Annotated in this window: 24 protein-coding genes; 19 read left to right on the plus strand and 5 right to left on the minus strand. The window is 52.6% G+C overall.

The genetic code is table 11. The features are described from left to right. Positions 1-60 precede the first annotated feature (60 nt). The 8 genes from PUT07_RS13435 to PUT07_RS13470 all read left to right on the plus strand — a co-directional run bounded on the left by PUT07_RS13435 (position 61) and on the right by PUT07_RS13470 (position 10,002). Positions 61-717, plus strand: coding sequence for a YheC/YheD family protein (locus PUT07_RS13435; protein WP_274468590.1), 657 nt, complete (start codon positions 61-63; stop codon positions 715-717). An 89-nt stretch (positions 718-806) separates the two neighbouring features. Further along, positions 807-1,937, plus strand: a complete 1,131-nt coding sequence (locus PUT07_RS13440) for an L-dopachrome tautomerase-related protein (protein ID WP_274468593.1) — start codon at positions 807-809, stop codon at positions 1,935-1,937. A gap of 694 nt (positions 1,938-2,631) precedes the next feature. After that, entirely contained in the window at positions 2,632-4,308 is a 1,677-nt protein-coding gene (locus PUT07_RS13445) for an HlyD family efflux transporter periplasmic adaptor subunit (RefSeq protein WP_274468594.1), read from the plus strand. 30 nt (positions 4,309-4,338) lie between these two features. Beyond that, complete coding sequence (locus PUT07_RS13450) at positions 4,339-5,061, plus strand: ABC transporter ATP-binding protein (RefSeq protein ID WP_274468596.1); 723 nt, start codon at positions 4,339-4,341, stop codon at positions 5,059-5,061. Then, a complete protein-coding gene (locus tag PUT07_RS13455) occupies positions 5,058-6,236 on the plus strand; it encodes an ABC transporter permease (protein ID WP_274468597.1) in 1,179 nt (392 codons plus the stop codon). Before PUT07_RS13450 ends, PUT07_RS13455 begins: the two co-directional genes overlap by 4 nt. 46 nt (positions 6,237-6,282) lie before the next feature. Then, positions 6,283-8,493 (plus strand): hypothetical protein, encoded by a 2,211-nt coding sequence (locus PUT07_RS13460; protein ID WP_274468599.1) that lies wholly within the window; start codon positions 6,283-6,285, stop codon positions 8,491-8,493. A gap of 126 nt (positions 8,494-8,619) precedes the next feature. Then, positions 8,620-9,510 carry an RNA polymerase sigma-70 factor gene (locus PUT07_RS13465; protein ID WP_274468601.1) on the plus strand — a complete coding sequence of 297 codons (891 nt, stop codon included), beginning with the start codon at positions 8,620-8,622 and terminating at the stop codon, positions 9,508-9,510. A 48-nt stretch (positions 9,511-9,558) separates the two neighbouring features. Continuing rightward, on the plus strand, positions 9,559-10,002 hold the full coding sequence (locus PUT07_RS13470; RefSeq protein ID WP_274468603.1) for a carboxymuconolactone decarboxylase family protein: 444 nt from the start codon (positions 9,559-9,561) through the stop codon (positions 10,000-10,002). Positions 10,003-10,073: 71 nt separating this feature from the next. Here the strand turns inward: PUT07_RS13470 and PUT07_RS13475 are convergent, their stop codons facing one another. From PUT07_RS13475 to PUT07_RS13495, 5 genes are all read right to left on the minus strand, one after another. After that, positions 10,074-10,973, minus strand: a complete 900-nt coding sequence (locus PUT07_RS13475; RefSeq protein WP_274468604.1) for an SDR family oxidoreductase — start codon at positions 10,971-10,973, stop codon at positions 10,074-10,076. A 62-nt stretch (positions 10,974-11,035) separates the two neighbouring features. Then, a complete protein-coding gene (locus PUT07_RS13480) occupies positions 11,036-11,218 on the minus strand; it encodes a hypothetical protein (RefSeq protein ID WP_274468605.1) in 183 nt (60 codons plus the stop codon). 4 nt (positions 11,219-11,222) lie between these two features. Further along, positions 11,223-12,407 (minus strand): Ger(x)C family spore germination protein, encoded by a 1,185-nt coding sequence (locus PUT07_RS13485; protein ID WP_274468607.1) that lies wholly within the window; start codon positions 12,405-12,407, stop codon positions 11,223-11,225. Positions 12,408-12,433: 26 nt separating this feature from the next. Beyond that, entirely contained in the window at positions 12,434-13,942 is a 1,509-nt protein-coding gene (locus tag PUT07_RS13490; RefSeq protein ID WP_274468608.1) for a spore germination protein, read from the minus strand. Positions 13,943-13,969: 27 nt separating this feature from the next. Next, positions 13,970-15,079, minus strand: a complete 1,110-nt coding sequence (locus tag PUT07_RS13495) for a GerAB/ArcD/ProY family transporter (RefSeq protein WP_274468610.1) — start codon at positions 15,077-15,079, stop codon at positions 13,970-13,972. A 237-nt stretch (positions 15,080-15,316) separates the two neighbouring features. Between PUT07_RS13495 and PUT07_RS13500 the strand changes: the two genes are divergently transcribed. The 11 genes from PUT07_RS13500 (at position 15,317) to PUT07_RS13550 (ending at position 25,594) form a co-directional block, all read left to right on the plus strand. Further along, positions 15,317-16,051: a class I SAM-dependent methyltransferase gene (locus PUT07_RS13500; protein WP_274468611.1), complete on the plus strand. Its 735-nt coding sequence runs from the start codon at positions 15,317-15,319 to the stop codon at positions 16,049-16,051. A gap of 128 nt (positions 16,052-16,179) precedes the next feature. Further along, the gene (locus tag PUT07_RS13505; protein ID WP_274468612.1) at positions 16,180-17,160 is read left to right on the plus strand and encodes a glycoside hydrolase family 43 protein; all 981 of its coding nucleotides are present in this window, start codon (positions 16,180-16,182) and stop codon (positions 17,158-17,160) included. A 202-nt stretch (positions 17,161-17,362) separates the two neighbouring features. Next, positions 17,363-19,021 (plus strand): spore germination protein, encoded by a 1,659-nt coding sequence (locus PUT07_RS13510; protein ID WP_274469314.1) that lies wholly within the window; start codon positions 17,363-17,365, stop codon positions 19,019-19,021. Further along, positions 18,966-20,084 carry a GerAB/ArcD/ProY family transporter gene (locus PUT07_RS13515; RefSeq protein ID WP_274468613.1) on the plus strand — a complete coding sequence of 373 codons (1,119 nt, stop codon included), beginning with the start codon at positions 18,966-18,968 and terminating at the stop codon, positions 20,082-20,084. Before PUT07_RS13510 ends, PUT07_RS13515 begins: the two co-directional genes overlap by 56 nt. Continuing rightward, positions 20,065-21,282 carry a Ger(x)C family spore germination protein gene (locus PUT07_RS13520; protein WP_274468615.1) on the plus strand — a complete coding sequence of 406 codons (1,218 nt, stop codon included), beginning with the start codon at positions 20,065-20,067 and terminating at the stop codon, positions 21,280-21,282. The genes PUT07_RS13515 and PUT07_RS13520 overlap by 20 nt, the downstream gene beginning before the upstream one ends. A gap of 18 nt (positions 21,283-21,300) precedes the next feature. Then, positions 21,301-21,501, plus strand: coding sequence for a CLC_0170 family protein (locus PUT07_RS13525; protein WP_274468616.1), 201 nt, complete (start codon positions 21,301-21,303; stop codon positions 21,499-21,501). A gap of 87 nt (positions 21,502-21,588) precedes the next feature. Further along, positions 21,589-22,572, plus strand: coding sequence for an aldo/keto reductase (locus tag PUT07_RS13530; protein ID WP_274468618.1), 984 nt, complete (start codon positions 21,589-21,591; stop codon positions 22,570-22,572). A 12-nt stretch (positions 22,573-22,584) separates the two neighbouring features. Next, a complete protein-coding gene (locus PUT07_RS13535) occupies positions 22,585-22,962 on the plus strand; it encodes a LytS/YhcK type 5TM receptor domain-containing protein (protein ID WP_274468620.1) in 378 nt (125 codons plus the stop codon). Beyond that, a complete protein-coding gene (locus PUT07_RS13540) occupies positions 22,896-23,549 on the plus strand; it encodes an ATP-binding protein (protein WP_274469316.1) in 654 nt (217 codons plus the stop codon). The genes PUT07_RS13535 and PUT07_RS13540 overlap by 67 nt, the downstream gene beginning before the upstream one ends. A gap of 155 nt (positions 23,550-23,704) precedes the next feature. Then, entirely contained in the window at positions 23,705-24,937 is a 1,233-nt protein-coding gene (locus PUT07_RS13545; RefSeq protein WP_274468622.1) for an aminopeptidase, read from the plus strand. Positions 24,938-24,970: 33 nt separating this feature from the next. Beyond that, positions 24,971-25,594, plus strand: a complete 624-nt coding sequence (locus tag PUT07_RS13550; protein ID WP_274468623.1) for a TetR/AcrR family transcriptional regulator — start codon at positions 24,971-24,973, stop codon at positions 25,592-25,594. Positions 25,595-25,599 lie beyond the last annotated feature (5 nt).

Genomic DNA, 25,599 nt, shown 5'->3' on the forward strand with positions numbered 1-25,599 from the left:
TCCAGAGAGACAGACATACAGTAGCAGAGAGGAGAGCATGTACAGAGGAGGCGTGTTTCATTGCGTAAGGTTGCTAATAAATGGGTGAAATTTGCAGTCCTGCAGCAGCATTCCGGCGTGGCCAAGCACATCCCGGCTATGCGCCGGTTTAGCCCGGAGAATCTGGAGGCGATGCTTCGTCAGCATTCGTTTATCGTGGCCAAACCGATAGTCGGAACAGGCGGTAACCGGGTCATGAAGCTGTACAAAGCGGGCAGCGGCTTCGTACTGCACCATGCAGGGGTGAAGAAGACCTACGGCAGCATGAACGAGCTGCTGCAAGCCATTCGGCGAATCGCCGGGAAACGGGCGCTCATGCTGCAGCAGGGGATTCATCTGACGACGATTGGCGGCAGACCGGTGGATTACCGCGTCAAGCTGGCCAAAGTAGGAAGGAATTGGGAGATCCGCGCGGTTGTAGGACGGTTGGCGCGTCCGGGATTATTCGTTACCAACCTCTGCCAAGGGGGGACGCAGCTGAAAGGCAGAGAGGCTGTTAGGCGGACGTTCCCTGCATCGATCGTTAGAGACAAAATCGCCACGATGATCGGCGTCGCCCGAACCTCGACCATGCTGCTGGAAGCGCGTTATCCGGGCATCGGCATGCTGGGGTACGATTTTGGCATCGATAAGAAAGGGACCGTCTGGATTTTCGAAGTGAATACGAAGCCCCATTAGCAGGCTGCGCGCCCACGCCTTTTGATCTTGAGCGCATACCTATAGGATAGGAGCATATGGAGATCAAGAGGTGACAGGAGGCCTGCATCATGTATAAGATCATTTGCCACTGGAACCGGTTGGATTGGCACTTCCCGCAAGAAGCGAAGAAGCAGGATTACGAGAGTCGTGAAATTTGGAAAAAAGCAATGCCCGCCGGCGTGAAAATCGATCATCACGGCCAGTATTACGTCTCTGTACCGCGCTGGGTATCCGGCATTCCGGCTACGATGAACCGCATCGTATCCAAGGACGGTAAGCCGCTGCTGGACGCCTTTCCCAGCTGGGAGTGGAATGAAGAGGGACAGGCGGATGCCCTGCAATCCGTGCTCGGCTATGAGATCGATGAGCACAACCGGATGTGGCTGCTGGATCAAGGGAAAATCGCGTATCAGCCTTCGCCGGAAGGCTCGCAGAAGCTAGTGATCTGGGATTTGAACGCGAACAAGCTCCTCGATTCCATCGTCATCCCCGATGCGATTGCGCCGTACCAAACTTCTTTTCTGAACGATTTGGTCGTGGATAATAGAAACGGCTTTGTGTATATAACCGATTCCGGCTGCGGCGATCCCAAACGTCCTTTGCGCGGAGGCATCATCGTCTATAACATGCGAACTCGAACGTTCCGGCGCGTATTGGACCGGCAGGACAGCACGCAGGACTTTCCGGGCTTCCATTTCCAGATCGACTACAAGCCGGTTTACAAAAAAGTTCCCTTGCGTATCGGCGCCGACGGGATCGCCTTGTCCGCAGACAGGTCGACTTTATTCTACTGCCAAGTAACCGGCCGCAATTTATATGCGATCCATACGGGACTGCTCCGGAACGAGCAAGTTCCTGCGGAGCAGTTGAACGCCTCCGTGCAAGTGCTAGGCAGCAAAGGCACGACGACAGACGGCATGCATGCGGATAACAGGGGGAATTTGTTTTATACGATGCTGGAGGGGAAAGGGGTCGGCTTCTTCGATGCCAGAGACCGCAGCTTCCACAAATTCGTGTCGGACGACAGGATGCTATGGGTGGACGGCGTCGCTTTCGATCAGAAAGGCTCGATCATTTTCAACAGCAACCGGCTGCACGAAATGTACGGCGGCTATGAGATCGACTGGAGTTATCCCTATAATCTCATCATTTGGAAAGCCTATGTGGGAAAAGATGTGAAATCGTACCTGTACGGATAAGATCGATGTGAGAGGAATCGGATGCGAGACCTGCGGCGTGCCAGGTTTTTTTCACCCCACAATTCGGTTGTGAAAACTGTGGTGAAGCGATGCATCCTGAGTATTACAAAGGTATTCGTGGGCATGAATACAAGTTTACCGATGTTCGTCAAACTTAAAAGGACCGTTAGGGGGATATTCCCTGACGGTTTTTCTTACTGCGGCGTGGCGGGGCTCTCTCGTTGAGGGAGCCGAGCTTTTCTTGGTCAAACGCAGGGCGTAACTGGAATTTCTCCCGTTATTCGCGAGAAAATTAGCCCAGTTGTACGAATAAAGGGAATTCCTCCCGTTAATTCGTCCCCATTTCGCGTAAAGGCTGCGAGTACGGGCTGAATAACGGGAGGAATTCCTGTTATTGAGCATTCGAGGATCCGCCAGGCTGCATGTAACAGGAGAAATTCCCGCTATGGGCGGGACTCTCGGTAGAGGCTTGGCTCTCTTAGAGGAGCCGAGCTTTTTTGTCGTGAGGCGCCGCCGCCCGGTCTGAGCCGGAGCCGTGGCGGCCGTACCATTTTTCAGCAAACGTTCAGACAGCTTTCAACTTTTATTCAGCCGCCGCTCAGTATGGATTCAGCCGTGTCCCTTACACTTCAACTTGTGAGATGGTTATGACGAAGACAATCGTGGTCTTGGAACTTGGAGAGGGGAATCATCAATGAGCGTAAGTCGGAAGAAGAAATGGATCATTATCGTCTTGGCAGCGATGCTGTGCGGTGCCGGAACTTATTATTACATACAGAACAAGGCGCAGCCTGCGACAGCCGCCACACAGCAGCAGACGGCCATGAAGGTGTCCAAAGGAGCGATCTCCTCCTCGATCTCTGGTACTTCCCAGCTGGATGCGAAGGACAAGCAAAATATCGTCATCCCGGTGGACGGTATCATCAAAACGATGAACTTGACGCAGAATCAGCCGGTGAAGAAAGGCGATGTGCTTCTTGAGCTCTCCGTTCCTTCTACCGAAACGAATCTGAAGGAGGCGCAAGTCACCCTTCAGCAGTTAGAGAAGGAGTTGGCGGAGCTGCAGAGCGAACAGAACCATATGTCCGTATCTGCGACGATGAGCGGCAAGCTGACGCTGACCGCCAATTTGGATGCAGGCAGCCAGGTGAGCAAAACGACGAAGATCGGCACGATCTCGGATACGTCGCAATTTAAGGTGAAGCTGCCGTTCCCGCTGCAGGATGCGGTTCAATTGCAGAAGGGCGGGAATGTCGAGCTCTCGGTGGACGGTTATTTGCTCACCAAGGTGGGGACGGTATCCTCCGTTTCGCGTGAAATCAAAGCGGATGCGAACGGAAACAAGATCGTCGACGTGGAAGTGTTGGTTACGAATGACGGGACGCTTTCGGCCGGTTTGAAGATGAAAGGCAGCGTCGGAAGCGGCGACAGCTTGATCGAATCGACCGAGCAGGCGGCCTTGGAATACGTGCGGACGACGCCGGTGTTCGCTGAAGCCGGCGGCACGATCAAAACGATGAAATTCAAAGACGGCGAGACGGTGAAGCAGGGAGACTTGATTGCGTCACTGTTCAACGACGATCTCCAGCAGAACATCGTAAGCAAGCAAGCGGCTATTGAAAGCCAGCAAATCAAGGTGGACGACGCGCAGCAGAAGGTCAACCAATTGACGATCACCGCACCGTTCGACGGCGTGTTCTCGGCCGACTTCGCCAACAGCAAGAGCAATGTGCTGCGCAACTATCCGGTCGGTGCGCAAATCACGGCCAATACGACATTAGGCGCTGTGGCCAGTTTGAGCACGATGCAGCTCGCCATTGCGGTGGATGAACTGGACTTGACGAGTGTGAAGGTAGGCCAGAAGGCTGTCGTGAAAGTCGACGCGATTTCCGGGAAATCGTTCGAGGGCGAAGTGACCTCGGTTTCCAATGTAGGAACGACGACGAACGGGGTCACGACCTATGATGCGGTTGTTTCCATTCCGAACTCAGCGTCCAATGAGCTGAAATATGCCATGACGGCAACGGCGGAAATTTATATCCAGGATAAGAAAGATATTCTCGTGCTACCGATTCAAGTCGTGACGACAACGCGAGGCAAATCGACCGTTACGCTGAAGAAAGCGGATGGAACCGTGGAAGAGCAGCATGAAATCAAGACGGGGATTCGCAGCAAAACGCAAGTCGAGATCGTCAGCGGATTGGCCGAAGGCGACGAAGTCGTCATGCCGACGCGCAAAGCGACGACGACGACCGGCCAGCAGCAAACGGGAGGCTTCCCTGGCGGCGAAGGCGGTCCGCCCGCGGGCTTCCAAGGCGGCGGAGGCAACGGCGGCTTCCAAGGCCAAGGCGGGGGAGGAACGCGTCAGTGATCACTCATCCCGCAGAAAGGAGCCAATCGCATGAATATCATTGAATTATCCGGAATTACCAAGAGCTATGCCCGTGGCGAGGAAGAGCTGCAGATTCTGAAAGGAATCACGCTGAACATCGCACAAGGCGATTTTGTTGCGATTATCGGTCCCAGCGGCTCCGGCAAATCCACCTTGATGAATACGATCGGGCTGCTGGATATCCCGACCTCGGGCACGTATGCGCTGGACGGCGTTTCGACGGAGAAAATGTCCGATAACGGACTGGCCGAGCTGCGCAACCTGAAGATCGGATTTATATTCCAGCAGTTCAACCTGCTGCCCCGATTGTCGGCGATCGAGAATGTCGAGCTGCCCATGATCTATGCGGGCGTTCCGGCCAAACAACGCCGGGAACAGGCGCAGCGCATGCTGGAGAAGCTCGGGATGGGCCAGCGCGGACATCATAAGCCCAGCGAGCTGTCCGGCGGCCAGCAGCAGCGTGTCGCGATAGCAAGGGCATTGGCGATATCGCCCTCGCTCATCCTGGCCGACGAGCCGACCGGCGCGTTGGATTCCAAGACCGGCATTGAAGTGCTGGAGCTGATCCAGGAGCTGAACCGGCAGGGAAATACGATCGTGCTGATCACCCATGACAATCATATTGCCGATCATGCCAAGCGTGTCGTCACGCTTCGCGACGGTCAAATCATCAAGGATGTGCGCAACGAACCCGTGCCGGCGGCGGCCGGCCAGGAGGTGGTTGCGTTATGAGGCCTTGGGAGCTTATTCAGATGGCCATGGCGACGGTTAGAGCCAATCCGCTGCGCACGATTCTTACGATGCTCGGCGTCATTATCGGGGTTAGCTCAGTCATCACACTCGTTTCTATCGGGCAAGGAACGTCCAAAGCGATTGAGAAGCAGTACGAAGGCTTGGGGACGAACCTGCTGACCGTCAACCTGCTTGGCAACGGCCGGGCTACGCAGCTGAAGTATGACGAAATCATGGAGCTGGAGGGGACATCGGGCATTAGCGGCATCGCGCCGACGATGACCAGAGCGAATACGAGCATTAAATTCGATCGAACTACGCAGACGTATAGTGTGATCGGAACGAATGACCGTTATTTGGATATGCAAAAAGGGGAGGTCGGCACCGGCCGTTTCCTGGCACCGGCGGATTTGGATTTCCGCAACCACGTTGCCGTGATCGGGACGGAGGTTGCCGCCAAATTTTTCGGTAAAGAAGATCCTCTCAACGAAGAAATCAACGTCAACGGTTACATGTACACCATTATCGGCGTTTTGAAAAGCAAAGGTTCCAATACGAGCGGAACGTCGCTCGACAGTGCAGTCATCGTGCCGCTGCCGACGATGAGCCGGGATTTCAAGCTGGGCAACATTCGTTCCACGTATGTGGAGGCGGCTACGGGTGACGATATAAGCCGGGTACAGGCGGTATTGGAACGCTGGCTGTATAACAAATTCAAAAGTACGACCGGCTACAATATTTTCAATTCCTCCGAATTGATAAGTGCCAGACAGGCGGCTTCCAGTACGTTGACGAATCAGCTGGTCGCCGTTGCCGCCATATCCCTGCTTGTAGGCGGTATCGGGATTATGAACATCATGCTCGTGACGGTTAGCGAGCGGACGCGGGAAATCGGCATTCGCAAGTCGATCGGCGCCAAGCGGCGGAACATACTGCTCCAATTCCTCGTGGAAGCAACGCTGATTAGCGGAATGGGCGGATTCATCGGCCTTGTGGTCGGTGTCGGGTTATCGCTGGCTTGGCCGTATATCAATCCCAGCCAGACGACCAGTCTTTCGCTTAATGTGGGGGTATATGCCTTCTTGTTCTCTGCGCTGGTCGGCGTCATCTTCGGCTTGTATCCAGCGAATAAAGCATCCAAATTAAAACCGATCGACGCACTCCGGTACGATTAATTCGGCGCAACCAGCAACCATATCTAGCTCTGGGAGGTTATTCATCATGATACGCAAATTCAAATCGATTCCATTCAAGCAAAGCAGCCTGGCGCTGCTCTTCACAGGCAGTTTATTGGCTGCGGCGCTGCCCGGCGGTTCCGCGCTTGCGGCGGGCGAAGCCGTATACATCACGTCCTCATCCTACTTCATATTGAATCAAGCGGCGCTTTCGTCTTCATCCCTTCAGTTCGAAGTCGCTTTGCATAACGGCGACAGCAAGGCCATCGATTTCAATCAATATGGTGTCCGAGTAACCGATGATGCAGGACACAGCTTTACGGCCAAATTAAGCGAGAAGAAGAGCGCGAGCGTTCTTCCCGGTCAGGAGCAAAGCTTCCGCTTCTATGCGAATCTGGGAGAAGGGGAAACGGCGGACCGGCTGAAGATTGACGTCTTCCGCTGGGATGCAAGCCAGGTTGATTTCATGAACCATTTGGGAGATTTGCCGGTCAGCTCTGTCATCGGCGAAGGACAAACGACGGTCCCTGAGGAGATTGTGAATCTCCACTCCATCGACAGCACCCTCCCGAACGATGCGGCCCTTGCCTTCCAGTTGGGTCAGAGCGTGCGGGTTTCGGAGAATGGCAAGTGGTATTTGTACACGCAGGTGGCGGCCAAGAACCTGGGCTCCAGCAGCGTGAAGCTGCCGACAGGCTTGCAGCTCAGACTCGTAGACGCAGCCGGTATGGAATACACATCGACGGTGCTGGACGGGTCCGGAACAACCTTCCTCCCGGGCGAAGGGGATACGATTACGCTGAAGACGCCAATTTCCAAAGGGATGAACCTGAACGGAGCGTCGCTGGAATTTTATTACTTGAATCTGACCGAGGAGGTTTCGCTCGGCAGCATGAGCTTGCATGCATCGATGCAGACGACACCGCTGGATACGAAACAAGCCTACATCGGGCAGCAAACCGGGGAGCAGATGACGGTTCGGGCCAACTCGACGCAATATGCGGAGCAAGCCGACGGTGTACACGTGCAAACGATCGTGACGCTTAGCAATGACGGGAAGGAAAGCGCAGCGATTCCTTCGTTTTTCGCCACCTATCAGGTTGGCGATTCAGGGACAGCCGTTACGGCAGAGGATAATACGGCGCGCAGCAGCTATCTGGCTCCGGAAGAAACGGCTGCCTATTATTTCAATGCGGTACTGCCGGCAGGCACCGACCCGAATTCGGCGCAGCTTGTCCTCTGGGAGAAGACATCGTCATCTTCGACGGCGAGCAGCGCGTCCGGCACGGCGGCCTCGGGTACGGCTGCCGCAGCGACAACCGGCTCCGGCTCGAGCTCTGGCAGCACCAGCAGCAGCAGCAGCACCGGCATCTCCGGAAGCTCCGGAAGCTCCAATGCCGGTGCTTCGGGGCAAATGCCTGTTGCCGTGTTCCTGCTTAAGGGTGCCAAGGAAGCCCCAAGCGGGTTTACGACTGCGGTGAGCTATGATTTGGGTACGAAGCTGAAGTTAACCGACAACTCGGTTCTGAACAAGAATGTGGATGTCGCTCTGGTCGAGCTCCATGCCCACGAGAACGACGATCTCGGCTATAAGACGGCCATCGCCAAGTATAAGATTACGAATCACGGATCCACGACCATCGCGCTGCCGGAGCTGCAAAATGAGCTCCTGGACAGCAGCGGCAATTCCTACACGGGCACGCGCCAAAGCACCGTTGCGGCTCAGCTTACGCCCGGCAGTTCTTATGTCGTGAGCTACTCGTATCTGCTTCCGAACCGGACAACGGAGGATGACGAGTCCTTCGCCCTGAACATCTATGACGATAAGTCCGTCTCCGAAGGCAAAGTCTCGCTAGGCACCTATCAAGTCGCCTTGCAGCAAGATATTGGCGGCGATACGATAGATCTGTATCCATTCTCGTTGAAGGTGAACAGCGATTCGATCTCCTGGCTGTACAGCGGAGGCAGCTATTCCTATCAATTAACGCTCGATCTTACAATCACGCATGAGGATCAAGTGATCATCGATTCGAATTTCTCGACGATTGAATTCGAAATGGTGGATTCGCTAGGCCGCATCGTCGGCACCCAAACGTCCGCTCTTACCGGTACCGCGAAGCTGACGAACGGCGTGCAGAAGGTCGTCGTTTCGGGTCTCAAAAACGAGCAGGTGGACACCGGTGTCGTCGTCAATATGTACGAAGTCATCGCCACGCCTAACGGCACCGCCAAGCGTTTGATCAAACAATTTCATTAATCATTTCGCCAAGGCGTCCGTATGCTTGTCAGCGTACAGACGCCTTGCTGCGTTCTTTACAGAGGGGGACCCATTGTGGTATGAATACAGCAAAGCTCATGAAGATAAATGGAAAGGAAATTCCATATGGAGGAGATCTATCGGACTTATCATAAGCTGCTTTTCGCCGTCGCTTACCGCATGCTTGGGTCTGAAGCTGATGCGGAGGACATCCTGCAGGAAATTTATATGAAGCTTCCATCGGTAGATTTGGCGAGCGTCGACAATCTGAAAGCCTATTTGGTCAAAATGGTAACGAACCGCTGTCTGAACGTCGTGAAATTAGCGCGCAAGACGAGGGAAGTCTACGTAGGACCGTGGCTGCCGGAGCCGCAAATTCAAAACGCCGCCCATGATCCGATGCGGCGCATCGAGCAGGACGAAACTGTCAACTATGCGTTCCTTGTCCTGCTCCAGAAGCTGACAGCCACGGAACGGGCCGTCTTCATTCTGCGAGAAGCGCTCGGCTACGAATACGCCGAAATTGCCGACATGCTGCATAAATCGGAGGATAACTGCCGGAAAATATTCAGCCGGGCCAAAAGCAAAGTCGCAGGCTCAGGCGAGCGGTCCTCCGATCCGGCAGGAGATACCGAGCCGCTTGCCCGGCTGTTTATGCGTGCCGTCTCGACGGGCAATTTCACTGCGTTCGTCTCGATGCTGACGGATGAAGCGGTTTTGATTTCCGATGGGGGAGGCAAGAGGCGGGCTGCGATCCATCCGATTATCGGCAAGCTGCGCATTCAAGCCTTCTTCCAAGGGATTGTCGCCAAAGGGTCGCTGCAAGGGGAATGGCTCCCGGTCCGCCACAATGGACAGGACGGTTTGCTGCTTGTTCAAGACCGTGAACCGGTCAAGTTCATCGCCTTCCACCTGCCTGCACAGGGGCAGCAGGCAGCGGGAATTTATATGATTGTTAATCCCGATAAGCTTCAGAACATCTTTTTTTCGCTGACCTGTCACAAAACGCCAAGCTGATCGGTCTCCTAAGCGGGAACAAAATTAACCGCAATGGAGGAGATTCGCATGGAAGTTAGATTTCAATACAACAAGGCTAATCCGGAGGCGCAGCAAACGATGTATAAGCTGGAGGGCTTCATTAAAAGCAGCGGCTTGGACCGAACTTTGTACGAGTTCATCAAGATTAGGGCTTCGCAAATCAACGGCTGCGCTTTCTGCCTGGATATGCATATGACGGAGCTGCGCAGCATGGGCGAGACGGAGCAGCGCATCCAACTGCTGGGCGTCTGGCGCGAAGTTCCGTTCTATTCGGACCGGGAGAAAGCGGTGCTGGAGCTTACGGAGGCTGTCACATCGATCTCCGCGCAAGGCGTTCCGCAGGCGGTCTATGAGCGGGTTCGGGAGCATTTTGATGAGCGGGAGTTTGTAACGCTGATTATGGCTATCAATACGATCAATGCTTGGAACCGGATTGCTATCTCCACAGGCATGTTCCCGGGATGCCGGTAAACCGGCAGCCGTACGGGGACGGCAGTCCGCCGAAGCACTGAAAAACCTGGCCCTGGGCCAGGTTTTTTGGCTTACGTCTCCGTGATGATCCCGCCATTGACATGCAGCACCTGCCCCGTAACGAACGAAGCGTCATCCGACGCCAAATAGATGTAAGCGGGTGCCAGCTCGAAGGGTTGACCGGCCCGCTTCATCGGCGTTTCCAGACCGAACGACCGCACATAGTCGGCTGAGTAGCTGGAGACGATGAGCGGGGTCCAGATCGGACCGGGAGCGACTGCGTTGACGCGGATTCCTTTGTCCACGAGCTGCAGCGACAAGGAGCGGGTGAAAGAGACGATAGCCCCTTTGGTAGACGAATAGTCGACCAGCAGCGGAGCGCCGGCATACGCCGTAACAGAAGCGGTATTAATAATGGCGCTGCCGGGTTTCAGATGCGGCAGCGCCGCCTTCGTCATATAGAAGTGCGGGAAAATATTCGTCCGGAACGTGTCCTCAAGCTGCTCGCTGCTGATGTTGAGAATGCTTTCCTGGGGGAATTGCACCGCTTGATTCAAGATTAGCACATCGATTCTTCCGAAGCATTCCAACGACCGGCGCACAACCTCGGCGGAGAAAGCTTCGTCTCTGAGATCGCCGGCAATGGGCAGCGCTTGACGGCCGTACTTGGCGACCATGTCAGCGGTTGCCTGCGCGTCTTGGTGCTCATTGAGATAAACAAGAACGACATCCGCGCCTTCTTTGGCGAAGCCGATGGCAACCGCGCGCCCGATGCCGCTGTCGCCGCCGGTAATAATGGCCACCTTTCCTTGCAGCTTGCCGCTTCCGACATAATCCGGATTATCCGATATCGGCGCCGGAACCATCAAGTATTCCAAGCCGGGCTGTTGAGCCTGATGCTGCGGCGGGAACGTAATGGGCTTGTTTTCACATTTCATTTCATAGCTGTAATAAGGATACATCGGATGCATAGGCGATCCTCCCAACGTTTATACAACAGTAGGATATTCACCTAGTTCCGAATTCGTTCGACTTAAGCTCTTGGGGCGATTTTGAATGTGATATGATTGGCGATCAGGATGCTTAAGGTTAATCCTACCAGCATGAGAGCGACAAAAACGAACCATTCGTTCTTTTCTTTTTTTTTCTTCAAACGGGGGAATTCATAGGCAGTCAGTGCGCCATAGAACAATACGGTGAAAATAATAATTGTCATTGCATTAGCCACCCGTCCCTTTAATAAGACCGATCCGGCCAATGACGACATTTGGGTGAATGGCAACTTTCAAGTCAGGAAAGATGTCATCCCAATTATCTTTGTAATGCCGGTTCCATTCCTTGGGATAGGCCCGATAAACGGCACGCCCTAAGCCGAGAATATCGGATCGATATTTTTGCTGTGCTTGCTTGAGCGCAAGTTCGACGCGGTCTTTCAATTCTTTGTTCAACCTGCTTTGCAGGTAGAGGATCATATCATTTTGCGCGAGATTAATGGCAGAAGCACTCTCCAGGACGTTCACATTGGAGCGAATATCGACATCGATGGATAATTGCCCGTCTCCCAGGTTCGGCGTAATGTTCGATTCCACTTTGATAATTTCCACGCTGACTTTACCCCCGCCTTTCTCCTTAGGCAAACTGACCGTTATGACCCCGATGGATATTTCGTTGCGCAGATACAGGATCCCACGTGTTTCCATATCGTCCATCCAACCGACCAGTTTATCTTTCCGGAAGACGGCTGAGCCCTCGATAATTTGTGTCTTGGGATCCGAGTCGGCTGCTGCGTCAGCCATCGCGCCGACTTCCCGCGGGGTGATATTGATTTGCGGTGCGACCGGTTCGAGCCCATCGGCGAGCATCATGTCCCAGAAATCTTTGATCGTGATCTTCAAGCCGATGCCTTGTTTGACGAGCTCTCGCGTTTCCTCGGAAGGAACCTTCTCCAGCAGCGTTCTGCTGTTCAACAGCTCGACGGCTTCGCCTTTCGTGAGGATCAGGTAGCTGTGCAGCCGCGGTTCGTGGTACCTGGCGAAAAAGTCGATAATATGCGCAACGCCTTCCTTGGCCAATTTCTCTCCGATCACCAGACTGCGGCTGTGTGCGAAAAAAATATGCCTCGATATTTTCTTCTGCAAGTTCCGGTAGGCGTCGGAGATCGTCTCCCCAGTCTCGGAAATAACGAGTGTACTGTTCTTAATATCGGAGCTGCCGCTGCCGGCGGCTGTGGATCCCAATTTGGCAGGAATGCCGATTTGAACCGAAAGACGAATCTCTTTATTCGGCATCAAGTCCAAGCCGGTCGCTGTAACGATGCCGATGTCATTGATCTCTTTCCGGTTCCAGCAGCCTGTTAGCAAGAGGACGATACAAGCCAGCAGCGATACGAGTCTGAAGTTTTTCAACAATTTCATCTGCCTTTGTGCGCGGTCTAGTTGTTGCGGTTCGAGGGGCCGGGACGGAGCCACTTCTTGAAACGTCTTTGATTCTGCTTGGCCGTCTCTTGAGGCCTCTTCGTCATCGCCCACCACGGTGCGCGAATGAGTACATCTTTAAGCCCGTTAAAGTTAAAAGGCGCCAGAGGGGTCAGGTAAGGAACTCCGAAGGACCGAAGCCGCGTGAGATGGATAATAATGAAGAAGATACCGATCAGAATTCCGTATAAACCGAGCACGGATGCGAGAATCATCATCGGAAAACGCAGCAAGCGGATCGCTCCGGTAAGGCTGTAGCTCGGAAACATGAAGGAGGCGATCCCCGTGATCGAAACGACAATGACAAGCGGAGCCCCCACGATACCCGCTTGTACGGCGGCTTGGCCGATCACGAGCGCGCCGACGATGGAGACGGCACTGCCGATCGGACGAGGAAGCCGAATTCCGGCTTCACGCAGCGCTTCGAACGATATTTCCATGAGCAATGCGGCTACGATGACCGGGAAAGGAACGGTTTCTCTGGCGGCGGCAACGCTGAACATCAGATTCGTCGGCAGCAGCTCTTGATGAAACGTAGTGACAGCAATATAGATGGATGGGAAGAGAAGCGCGATTCCCAGGAACAGATAGCGCAGGAGACGAATGGCTGAAGCCAGTATGAACCGCTCATAGTAATCTTCCGTCGCATTCATCAATTGGTAGAACGTAATGGGAACAATCAGCACGAATGGCGTATTATCGGTGAAAATGGCGATCCGGCCTTCCAGCAAATTGCCGACCACCCGGTCGGGCCGCTCGGTTTGCAGCACCTGCGGAAAGACGGAGTACGGGTTATCCTCAATAAACTCTTGAATATAGTTGCTTTCCTCCACGCCATCGATTTGAATCCGGTTAACCCGCAGGCGAACTTCCTCAATGACGGCGGGATCGGCGATTCCGTCTAGATAAGCAATCACAACTTCGGTCTTCGATAACGTGCCGATGGTCATACTTTCCATTTTGAACTGCGTTGTTTTGAGTCTTCGCCGTACCAAGCTTGTATTTGTGCGCAAGCTCTCGACAAATCCGTCGCGTGGACCGTATACAACCACCTCGGTATTAGGATCCTCAACAGACCGTTGTTCCAACGTCTTCTCGCTTATGATCAGGGCTTGCGTGCAGCCGTCTACGAGGAGAATCGTATCCCCTTCCAGCAAGTGGCTGGCTACCTCTTCGAGCGTGACGCACTTACTTACACCGCCAGAGGTGACGGCCTGCTCCAATTCGGGAGGAAATTCCGTTAGCAGATCAATGGTTCCGCTATACCGCAGCAGGGGCTGAAGCACATTCGAATCCAGCCGCTCCATATTGACCAGCCCGTTAATGTACACCATGACAGCGTCGAGGGAGGCGTTAATTTCGAAATTCCGGTAGGCGAAATCGAAGGTACGCTCAAACATAACTTCTAGTTGCTGGAAGTCGTCTTGCAGAATACCCGTCAAAACCGTCCTTTCCTGTACCATCATGAACGCCTCCATGAACGAATTGGAATTTTACGTTTTGCTTTTTTTGCGAATCATTGCAATGACGAGCAGTCCGATCGGGATGACGATTTGCAATGGCACATGCAGATAAGGATCAATAAAGTTTGAGCCGATGAAACGGAATTGAACGAAGTTAGTTGCCAAAATAATGGAAAACGGTGTGATTAGCGCGCCAAGAGCGAGAGCTATCGAGTCGTAATTTTTAATATGGAACAGTTGGGCGATAGCGACGGAAGCTCCGAAAGTCCATCCGCCTACCTTCAAGAAGACGCCGGCCACCATCAGCAAAATGATGACGGCATCGAAACGTTCGAGGAAGTCGGCGATGGAAACCATTCGGGTTGCGGCGAGAAGCGGGAAAAATTCTTCTTTATAAATATGCGGACCCAGCACGCTTATCATGACGATGGCATTAAGGGCAAGCAATATGCCCCCGGCAATAATGACGGCGAAGCCCGCCGTTTTGGCTTTGCTAACCTTCGAGAGGAACGGGAAGAACATCAAGATCAACACGGTTTCACCGAAGGGAAACACCAGGATGGAGGGTGAAGGGAACGGAAACACTTCGTTCATTACCGGCTTCCAGCCTTCCCCCAGCACCGGCTTCAGCCGCTGCAGATCGAATTCATCGTTCGTGATCAAGATGAGGATCCATACGGCGAACATGACAAGTATGTAGACGGGAAACATCAATTCGCCCATCCTTCCGAACGATTCAATGCCCCCGCGCAAGCAATAAATGATCAGCATGACAAAACAGCCGATGATGACGACCATCGGGGTATTCGGCAATATCGTCGACAGGATCAATTCGGCGAAATCCCGGCATGCCGTACTTGCGAGAAAGGTGAAGTAGAAAATATAAAGAACGATAACCGGATAAGCCAGATATTTCCCGATAATTTTGGGAAGCATCTGAATTAGGGTGTCTTCGGGATAGATGGAAGATAGTTTGATGTAAACGCCCATGAGAATAATACCGCCTAGCATCGAAACAAGAATGGCCAGCCAAGCGTCCTGCTTAGCGCCGGCCCCGACGGAGAAAATCAGCGTATTCCCGATTTCGAAGCCGAGCATAACGTAGAAGAGCTGAAGTGCGCTAATTTGTTCTTGTTTCATCGCCGTCTCCAATTATCCATTCAATGAAAGCGGCACGTGACCACTTTTCCACATTGTGACATTTCGCTTAGTAATGTATCCGATTATCCGATTTTTATACGGAAAAATCGCGGCCTTGCCCATGCGGCAAGCCCCATATAATTTAATTACAATCAAACTTGCATTAGCATGGGGCAGGTGAGAAATGTAAAATAGGTACGGGTAAACAAAAGATTACGACGGGAGAGCATCAGACAAATGAAAGAGAACAAATATGACGATAGCGGCTTTTTCGAGAAATATAGTCAAATGGCGCGCTCGATCGGAGGATTGGACGCTGCGGGGGAATGGCCGGCACTCCGCGCGCTGCTGCCGGAGCTTGCCGGTAAGAACGTGCTCGATCTCGGGTGCGGGTACGGCTGGCACTGCCGGTATGCGCGCGAGAGAGGGGCGCACTCGGTTGTCGGGCTCGACCTCTCGGAGAAAATGCTTCAACGCGCCAGAGAAATGACGAACGACTCCGCAATCACGTACCGCAAGCTGGCCATTGAGGACATCGACTATGAAGCCGGACAGTTCGATGTGGTCATTTCCTCGCTAGCCATCCATTACGTGAGAGACTTCGAACTTCTTAGCCGGCGAATTCACTATTGCCTTGCGCAAGGGGGAAGCTTCGTGCTGTCCGTTGAGCATCCGGTATTTACATCCCGTGCCGAACAGGATTGGCATTATGACGAGCATGGCGAGAAAATGCACTGGCCCATCGATCATTACCAGGACGAAGGCGAGCGGGCGGCGCGCTTTCTGGACCATGACGTCGTGAAATATCACCGGACGGTAGCTTCCTACATGAACACGCTTCTGGATGCCGGCTTCGCGATCGATAGAGTGTCAGAGCCTGGACCAACGCAAGAGGCACTGATGAAAGATCCGGAGATGAGGCACGAAGCGCGCCGGCCGATATTTTTATTGATTGCCGCCGTTAAGAAATAGGTGTGGAGGAAGAAGAAAAAGAAGACGGTGCAGGACGTCCAAAAATTTCTTGAAAGTTTGGCGAACATCGGTATAATTATGTATGTAAGTTCATTAAACAAACTAAGTCGAATGAGGAGAATATACCGATGACCAAGCCCGTGCAGCCTAAAGAACCTTTAGTTACCCATATTTATACGGCCGATCCGTCTGCTCACGTATTCGAAGGCAAAATTTATATTTATCCGTCCCACGATGTGGATCACGACGGGCCTTCCAACGATAACGGCGATCAGTACGCCATGGAAGATTATCACGTGCTATCACTGGACGATTTCAATTCGCCTTGTGTCGATCATGGGGAGGCGCTGCATTTGCGAGACATCCCTTGGGCGAAACAGCAGCTATGGGCTCCGGATGCCGCATACCGCAACAACACATATTATCTATTCTTCCCGGCCAGAGACAAGGACGATATTTTCCGAATCGGCGTAGCGACGAGTTCCTCGCCTGCCGGACCGTTCACACCTCAGCCCGATTATATCCCCGGCAGCTTCAGCATCGACCCTGCCGTATTCATCGATGAAGACAACAAGGCGTATGTCTATTTCGGCGGCCTATGGGGCGGTCAGCTTGAGAAATGGCAGACAGGCACCTTCGTTCCCGACGCCGCCGGACCGGCGGAGAACGAGCCTGCGCTCGGGCCAAGATTCGCCGAATTGAACGATGACATGCTCACGTTCAAAGAAGCGCCGCAAGAGATTCAAATTATTGACGAAGCGGGCAATCCGATTCTGGCCGGCGATGAGGATCGCAGATATTTTGAAGGCCCCTGGATGCATAAGTATAATGGCAATTATTACTTATCCTACTCGACGGGCACCACACATTGTCTGGTCTATGCCGTGAGTCCGAACCCGCAGGGTCCGTTCGTTTTCAAAGGCACTATTCTTACTCCGGTCATCGGCTGGACAACGCACCATTCCATCGTTCAGTTTGAGGATAAATGGTATCTGTTCTACCATGACTGCTCGCTGTCCGACGGCGTTAACCACAAACGCTGTGTCAAATATGCGGAGCTTACTTACAACGAAGACGGCACGATCCGGACGATTGATCCTTATAAATAAATCCGGCGCCAGAAGCTGCCCCAAAGGTTCGTCAACCATTGGGGCAGCTTTTTTGCATGCATAGAATCCGGGATTTGGATAAAAATACGGGAAAGGCAATGTTTGGGAAACAGACAGCCAAGTGTAGGGGGGATTCCGTGTGACCGTTTGGCAGTGGTATAAGCGAAGGTCTAGACCTGCAACCCAAAATCAACAGCCTCGGATGCTGCCCGGTAAGGAAAAATCGCCTCATCATTTGCTGGAACAGAAGGAAAAGGTACAAATCAACGGCAAGATTAACGAGACTTTGGGCATGGTCAAAGACATTTTAGGCGAAAATGATGACTTCGTCATGCGCCACTTCCGCATATTTGATGAATATCCTGCGGCTGTCATGTACTTCGCTGATTTGATCGATAAGCAGAACTTGAACGATTATGTCTTGAAACCGCTCATGCAGCCGACCTCCTATGATATGTGGGCGCAATCCAGCCGTCCGCTGCAAGAGTTTCTGATGGCTGAAACGATCTATACCTGTGAAGGAAGAACGGAGAAGCTGCTGCCCGAAATTGTTCAGGCGATCGTGCAAGGCGATTCCGTGGTAGTGGTAGAAGGCTTGACCGAGGCCTTCGTCTTCAGCACGCGCCACGTCGACAAGCGTTCGATCAGTCAGCCGGAGACCGAGCAGGTTATCCGCGGCGCCAGGGAAGGGTTCATCGAGATGCTGGGAACGAACCTGGCGCTGCTGCGCTACCGGCTGCCGACGCCGGATTTCCGGGTGAAGACGATGCGTATCGGCCGTGTCACCAAGTCCAAAGTAGCCATTTGTTATCTGCAGGGCATTGTTAATCCTGCGCTGGTTGAAGAAGTATACAGGCGGTTGTCGCTGATCGACATCGACGGCATTCTGGATGCCGGATACTTGGAGCAGTTTATCGAGGATAATCATACTTCACCGTTTCCTCAGATTCAGAACACCGAGCGGCCGGATAAAGCGGTGGCCAATCTGCTGGAAGGCAGGGTCATCCTGCTCGTCGACGGTTCACCGTTCGCACTCATATTACCAACGGTTTTCAGCCAATTTTATCAAACGGTTGAGGACTATTCCGAACGGTATCTTCTCGTCAGCTTTATCCGGTTAGCCCGGTTGGTTGCGCTCATTTTCTCGCTCATTTTCCCGTCGCTCTATGTGGCGCTTATCTCCTTCAACCCGGAGCTCATTCCGACGGAGTTCGCCGTCGCGGTAGCCGGGGGCCGGGCGGGTGTGCCGTTTCCATCCGTTATCGAAGTGTTGGTGATGGAAGTCTCGATGGAAGTACTGCGGGAAGCGACGCTACGGCTGCCTCAGCAGGTCGGCGGCGCCCTCTCGATCGTCGGCGTGCTTGTCGTCGGACAAGCGGCGGTGGCGGCAGGCTTCATCTCACCGATCACCGTCGTGATCATTGCCTTGACAACGATCGGTTCCTTCGCAACACCGGCCTACAACGCGGCGTTAGCGCTCAGGCTGCTGCGCTTTCCGCTGGTCATTTTATCGGGCGTCTTCGGTTTGTATGGGGTGATGATCGGCTTGATTCTCATTGCGAACCATATGCTGTCCTTGCGTTCGTTCGGTGTACCTTACTTAAGTCCGATCGTTCCGGGCAATTTCCAAGGGATGAAGGATACGCTGGCTCGCTTGCCGCTATGGTCCATGCCGAAGCGTCCGGCCCTCCTGCATACGCCGGATGCGAACCGGTTAAGTAAAAAAACGAAAGAAATGAGCGAAGAGGCGCCTAACAACACGTTAGATCCAGTGAAAGTTGGAAATACAAGGAGGGACGTAACGCATGGAGGAGCATACGCGTCAGATAACGGTCATACAGGCGGCGATCATTCTGATTAGCACAATCATTGGGGTAGGGGTACTAGCCCTATCCCTGTTTGCAGCTAGAGCTGCCGATTCCGGCGCTCCGTTCGTAACCTTGTTAGGCTTCCTGATCGGTTTACTGGGACTTTGGCTGCTCACGAAGCTCGGGATGCGATTTCCGAATCAATCCATCATTCAGTATAGTGAACAATTGATCGGCAAATGGGTTGCCAGGAGCTTCAGTGTATTGCTCATCGTCTTCGTATCCCTGCTGACGTCATTGGCAGCCCGCGAATTCGGGGAAGTCGTCGTCACTTCCGTATTAACGAAAACACCGTTAGAAGTGACGGTCATCGTAATGCTGCTGCTGGCAGCCGTTTCATCGCGGGCAGACATCACGACCTTTACGTATTTCCATCATTTCTATTTCCCCATCATCGTATTTCCGGCGATTCTGATTGTCGTGCTCTCGCTGAAGAATGCGCATCTGGTCAATCTGCTGCCCGTGTGGGGAAACGAGCATAACAATTTCATCAGCGGGATGTTGACGATGGCGGCATTGTTTCAAGGTTCGTTTGTGATGACGATTGTCATCCCGGCCATGCGCAGGCCGGAGAAGGCGATGATCGCCGGTTACATCGGCATGATCATTCCCGGAGCGCTGTACGTGCTTATTGTCATTGCAACTGTCGGTGTCTTCGGCTCAGAGGAAATCAAGCAGCTCGTTTGGCCGACATTGGAATTAGCGAAGACGACGTCGCTCCCGGCGAACATTTTGGAACGGCTGGACGGTGCTTTCCTGGCGATTTGGGTGACTGCCGTATTCACTACTTTGCTGTCCACCTACTATTTGGCCATTAGTTTCAGCAGCCAGCTGCTGCGTTTAAAGGACCACAAGATGTTTACTTTCTTTCTCGTGCCCTTTATCTATGTCATTGCGATGTTCCCGCAGAACCTGCTGCAGATGTATGAAATTATTCAAATCGTCGGACGCTTCGGCCTCGTATTTACGGTTGCTTATCCATTGGCTTTACTCGTTATTGCGGTTATTCGCAAGAAACAAAGTCGGGGTGAGCCTCTTGCTGCAAAACCTGATTAAATTGGTTCTCATATTCCTGCTGGTCACTCCGCTGCTGACAGGCTGCTGGGACCGTTTGGAAATTGAGGACCGGGCAGTCGTCTTGGCGATCGGTATTGACAAAGCCAAACCGGGTGATGAGAAGGAGACGAGCAATGCAACGCATATTTTGCAAGATGCCCCCAACCTCGGCGGAGAATTAATTCGGACAACGGCGCAAATCGCCGTGCCGGGACGCATTCCGCTTGGAGCCGGCGGGGGCGAAGGCGGTCCTTCCGGGCAGAAGCCCGTCTGGGTGCTGACCAGCGTCGGCAAAACGGTAGAAGATTCCCTGATGAATTTGCAGCAGCAGCTCGCCGACCGGTTATTTTACGGTCATTTGCGGGTAATTGTTTTGTCCGAGGAATTGGCTAGAGAAGGCATTCAGAACGAGAACGATTTCTTCCGCCGCCAGCCGCAAGTGAGAAGAACGGTTTGGATGATAGTGTCGAAGGGGAAGGCAGCCGACATCATGAATGCCAACCCGCAGCTGGAGCGCGTACCGGCGCTGTATTTGTTAGCCACTTTGGAACACGCCAGGGAGATGGGCAAACTGCCGAACATTTTCCTAGGCGTCTTCTTGAGTGCTGCGTCTGCCAAAGGGCAGGAGGGGACGCTTCCCTACGTGGAGCTGAAGAAGAAATCGAACGTGGAAATTGCCGGGATGGCCTATTTCCACAATGACAAAATGGTTGGCAGAACAACGGCGCTGCAGATCGGTCATTATATGGCCATGAAGGAGATTAACCCTGGCGGGTACAGCGTGCTTCAACAGGTGCCGGATTCGGAAACGGCGGTCATGTTCAGAACGAAGCATCGGAAATCGAAGATCAAGACAATGATTCAGAATAACCAGGTGCATGTGGATATCAAATGTCAAGTCGAAGGCGATTTGGAGGAGAAATCCAACGAGAAACTGCTGATGACGAAACAAAATATAATGAAGCTGGAGCAGAAGATCAAGAAAGACGCCGAAGTCGGCTTCGAGAAATTAATCCAGCAGACACAGAAAGACGGAAGTGACATTTTTGGCTTCGGCGAGTATGTGCGGGCCATGCATCCGGGCTACTGGAATAAGGAAGTCCGCAACAAAGAAATGTGGGCCAACAAGTACAAAGAGATAACCGTCGATGTCAGCATGCAGGTCAAAATTAGACGGATCGGAACGAAAACCAAGTAACGAAGGAAGGCGAAACGCTTGATTACTTTTAACAATTACACGGTCTTGCTGCTATTGATTTCCGGGCTGCTCGTGTTGATCTTCGATGTTAAATTGTATGCAAAAGCAAACATGTTGAAAGAGAAAAAAAGCGCTCAGATTACAGGAGTTTTGAATATCTCTCTCGGCGTCCTTTCTTATTTCGGCTATTTGGTGTACGAGAATTGGTTTTGGAAATAAAAGGAGGAGGAGTTAGGGGAGTTATGGAGAATACCATTACGCTGTACGACTATTTGAGGAACGTTAGGTCTAGGGGAGGAAATGGATATGAAGTACCGTCAACTGGGCGATACGGAGTTAAGCATTAGTGAAGTCAGCTTTGGCACTTGGGCAATCGGAGGAGGATGGGGCGAGGCGAAAGACGCCGAGGCGCTGAACGGACTGCGCATGGCGATGGAGGCGGGCGTCAACTTCTTTGATACGGCGGACGTTTATGGATCGGGTCATGCCGAAGAGCTTCTGGCTGCTGCTACCAAAGGCAAGGAAGATGACATATATATAGCGACCAAATTTTGCCGTGCAGGCGATATTCATGATCCGCATACGTACTCGGAGGCAACCGTTCGCCAATACTGCGAGAACAGTTTGAAACGATTGCAGCGCGAACGGATTGACTTGTATCAGATCCACTGTCCGCCGCTTGCCATTCTGCAGGATGGACAAGTGTTCGAGGTGCTCGACAAGCTCCAAGCGGAGGGCAAAATCCGCCATTACGGCGTGAGCGTGGAGACCGTCGAAGAAGGGCTGTTCGCGCTGACGAAGCCTGGTGTGAAGGCGCTGCAAGTGATCTATAACATCTTCCGGCAGAAACCTGCCGAGACGTTGTTCCCGCAAGCGAAGGCTACCGGCGCAGGCATTCTGGTCAGGCTCCCGTTAGCCAGCGGATTATTGACCGGGAAGTTTACGGAATCGAGCACGTTCGCGGCCGACGATCACCGCAATTTCAATGCGGACGGTGCCCAATTCAACGTCGGAGAGACCTTCGCAGGCCTGCCTTTTGTCAAAGGCGTAGAGCTGGCGCGAGAATTGGCTTGGATCGCAGAAGGCCGTGGGAGCATGGCTCAGGCATCCATGCGGTGGATCTTGGACAATCCGAATATCACCTGCATAATCCCGGGCTTTAAGAACGAACGTCAGGTGGAAGACAACCTGGGCGCAGCGCAAGTCGCCTCCTTCAGCCCGGAGGAGCTCGAACGTCTTCAAGCCTTTTATCGGGAAGAGGTTAGAGATTATATTCGGGGGCCTTATTAAGAGGATGTCTCGATGATCAATTTTTTCAAAGATTTTCTGTTAAATATTTTCTTCATTTTTTCACCATTGACTGTCTATCCGTATTTGTACCGATCGCAGCGGGATGTGTTCAAGTATCGTGTTGTCATCGCATTATTTCTCACACTCGCAATTGCCGCATCGATGCTCTTTCCCGTTAATTTCAACGGATTGGTTTATGATTTTCGATCCATTCCCTTGCTGATCGGTTCTTTGTACGGAGGCATCTATGTATCCATGGTTTTATATGCGGCAACGATTGTTTGCCGCGTTATCATTGGAAGTCCGTACAATTCGTCAGCGAAATGGCTGCTTCCGTCGCTCATGAAATACGAAATCCGCTTACAACTGTGCGCGGGTTCGTCCAATTGATGGGTGCGCCGAATATTGACCCGGAGAAGAGACAATTTTATCAGCGAATTTCGCTGGAGGAACTGGATCGGGCTCAATCCATCATAAATGATTATTTGGCGGTCGCAAAGCCTGAGCCCGAGAAAGATGAACTTATCCTTATTAACGAAGAAGTACACTATGTTTCTCAGGTTTTATTAACGCTGGCGAATTATCATGACGTCAAAATTGAGGTTTCTTTGCAACATTCCCAAATGATCATCGAGGGAGACCGGAACAAGCTGCGGCAATCGTTCATCAATATCGGCAAGAATGCCATTGAAGCTATGGCGAACACCGGCGGATTGCTGGAAATAACGTCGTCATCCGGGCACGGCGGAAGCGTGATCGTTTCTTTCCGCGATAGCGGAATCGGTATGACGCAGGAGCAGATCGGCAGGCTGGGGACGCCTTATTTTTCATCTAAGGAGAAAGGAACCGGACTCGGGACGATGGTCTCCTTCAGCTTGATCAGAGCGATGAAAGGCAAGATCAGAATAGATAGTGAAAAAGGCAAGGGAACGGTTTTTGAAATCACCTTTCCGGCCGATATACGGGAAATATCATGACCCTGATGGATGTCAAGGAGCTTGCCTTATCGCAGCTTCTTTTTTATTTGTCCGGATCGTGAGAATTTGCTTGACAGAGAATAACGATTATACACATAATAATAAAACGACTGGTCAGTCTTTTTATGTGACCAGGACAATAAAGGAGGAGTACGATGCCGACTTTTCAAGACAAATTAGATACCTATGCTGCTCTAGCCATACAATTGGGTGTGAATCTTCAGCAGAATCAATCGCTGGTCATTTTTGCTCCAATAGGCGCCGTTCAATTGGTGCGCAGCTTGGTCAATCGGGCTTATGACGCCGGAGCCAAGCATGTTTATGTCGAGTGGTTCGACAGTTATATCACACGTATCAAATATGACCGGGCGCCTTTCGACGCCTTGCTGGAATACCCGATGTGGCAGGCCAAAGGCTACGAGGAGCTGGCCGGGCAGAACGCCGCGTTCTTGTACGTGGAGGTTAGCAATCCGGACCTGATGAAGGGCATCGATCCGCAGCGCCTGCAGACAGCCAGCAAAACCAATAATACAGCCTTGATGGGGCTAACGAACGCCAGGCTCACCCATCAGGTCAGCTGGGCTATCGTCGCTGCGCCGTCGCAGGAGTGGGCGGATAAAGTGTTCCCGGACCTGATGCCGGAAGAGCGGGTGGAGGCATTATGGGATGCGATCTTCAAAGCGACGCGTGTCGACCTTGAAGATCCGATCACAGCTTGGCAGGAGCATGCAAGCACACTGTCGGCGAAATCGTCATATCTCAACGCGAAACAATACAAATCTCTGCATTATCGCGCTGAGGGCACCGACATCAGAATCGATCTGCCGCGGGATCATTTATGGGTTTCGGCAGGCAGCAGGAACCGGCAAGGCACGACGTATATAGCCAATATACCGACAGAGGAAGTCTTTACATCGCCGCTGAAAACAGGGGTGAACGGAACCGTTAGAAGCACGAAGCCGTTAGTGTATAACGGCGTCTTGATTGAACATTTCTCGTTAACGTTCGAAGAAGGAAGAATTGTTGATTACCATGCGGCGAACGGGCAGGATGTTTTGAAAAGCTTGATCGAATTGGACGAAGGCTCCCACTACTTGGGGGAAATCGCCTTGGTCCCGCATCGCTCCCCGATATCGGATACCGGTCTTGTTTTCTACAATACGTTATACGACGAGAACGCTTCATGCCATTTTGCCATTGGCCGGGCATTTCCGTTTTGCCTCAAGGACGGCATTGCGATGAGCGCGGAGCAATGGCAGCAGCGCGGCTTGAATACGAGCTTGACGCATGTCGATTTCATGATGGGTGCGGCGGATTTGAGCATTGACGGAATATTGGAAAACGGCGAATCGCAGCCGATTTTCCGGAACGGCGGTTGGGCATTTTGATCATGAAACAACAACCGCGGAAAGGATAAGAGCATGTCACCGAAAGTTTCACAAGCTTACAAGGAAGAGAAGAAGGCGATCATTCTCGAGGGAGCGCTTCACTGCTTTACGGAGAAAGGGTTCCAGGCTACGACAATCGACGATATCGTGAAGCATTTGGGGATCAGCAAGGGTGCGATTTATAGCTATTTCGCCTCCAAGGAAGAGATGTACATTCAAATGGCTGACGATAAAATGAATGCGATGCTGGCCAATTCCCTCGAACATTTCAAGAACTTGCCCGGAGCAGCGGATCAAATTCGATATATGTATGAACGTTTCCGCAAACAGCCTTTGGCCGAGCTGCGCAGATGGATGGCCTTTCACCTGGAGTTCATGCTGTATGCGGCTCGCCAGCCGCACTTGAGCGCACGATGGGAGCAGTATGCGGATAAAGCGCTGGTATTTATGCAGGACATCATGGAAGGCGGGAGAAAATCTGGGGAGTTCCGCGCGGACCTGGATTGTGCGGCGGCTTCCCGGCTGTTCTGGTCGATTAGGGACGGATTGGCGCTCCAGTACATGTTAAGCGGGGAAGAAGCGGAGTACCGGCGCAGAATTGACGATATGGAGGGTATGGTATTCCGTTATATTTTGAAAGGTAACGACGGAGGGTGAGCGCA

It is taken from the genome of Paenibacillus sp. MAHUQ-63 (genome assembly GCF_028765165.1).
GTDB lineage: Bacteria > Bacillota > Bacilli > Paenibacillales > NBRC-103111 > Paenibacillus_E.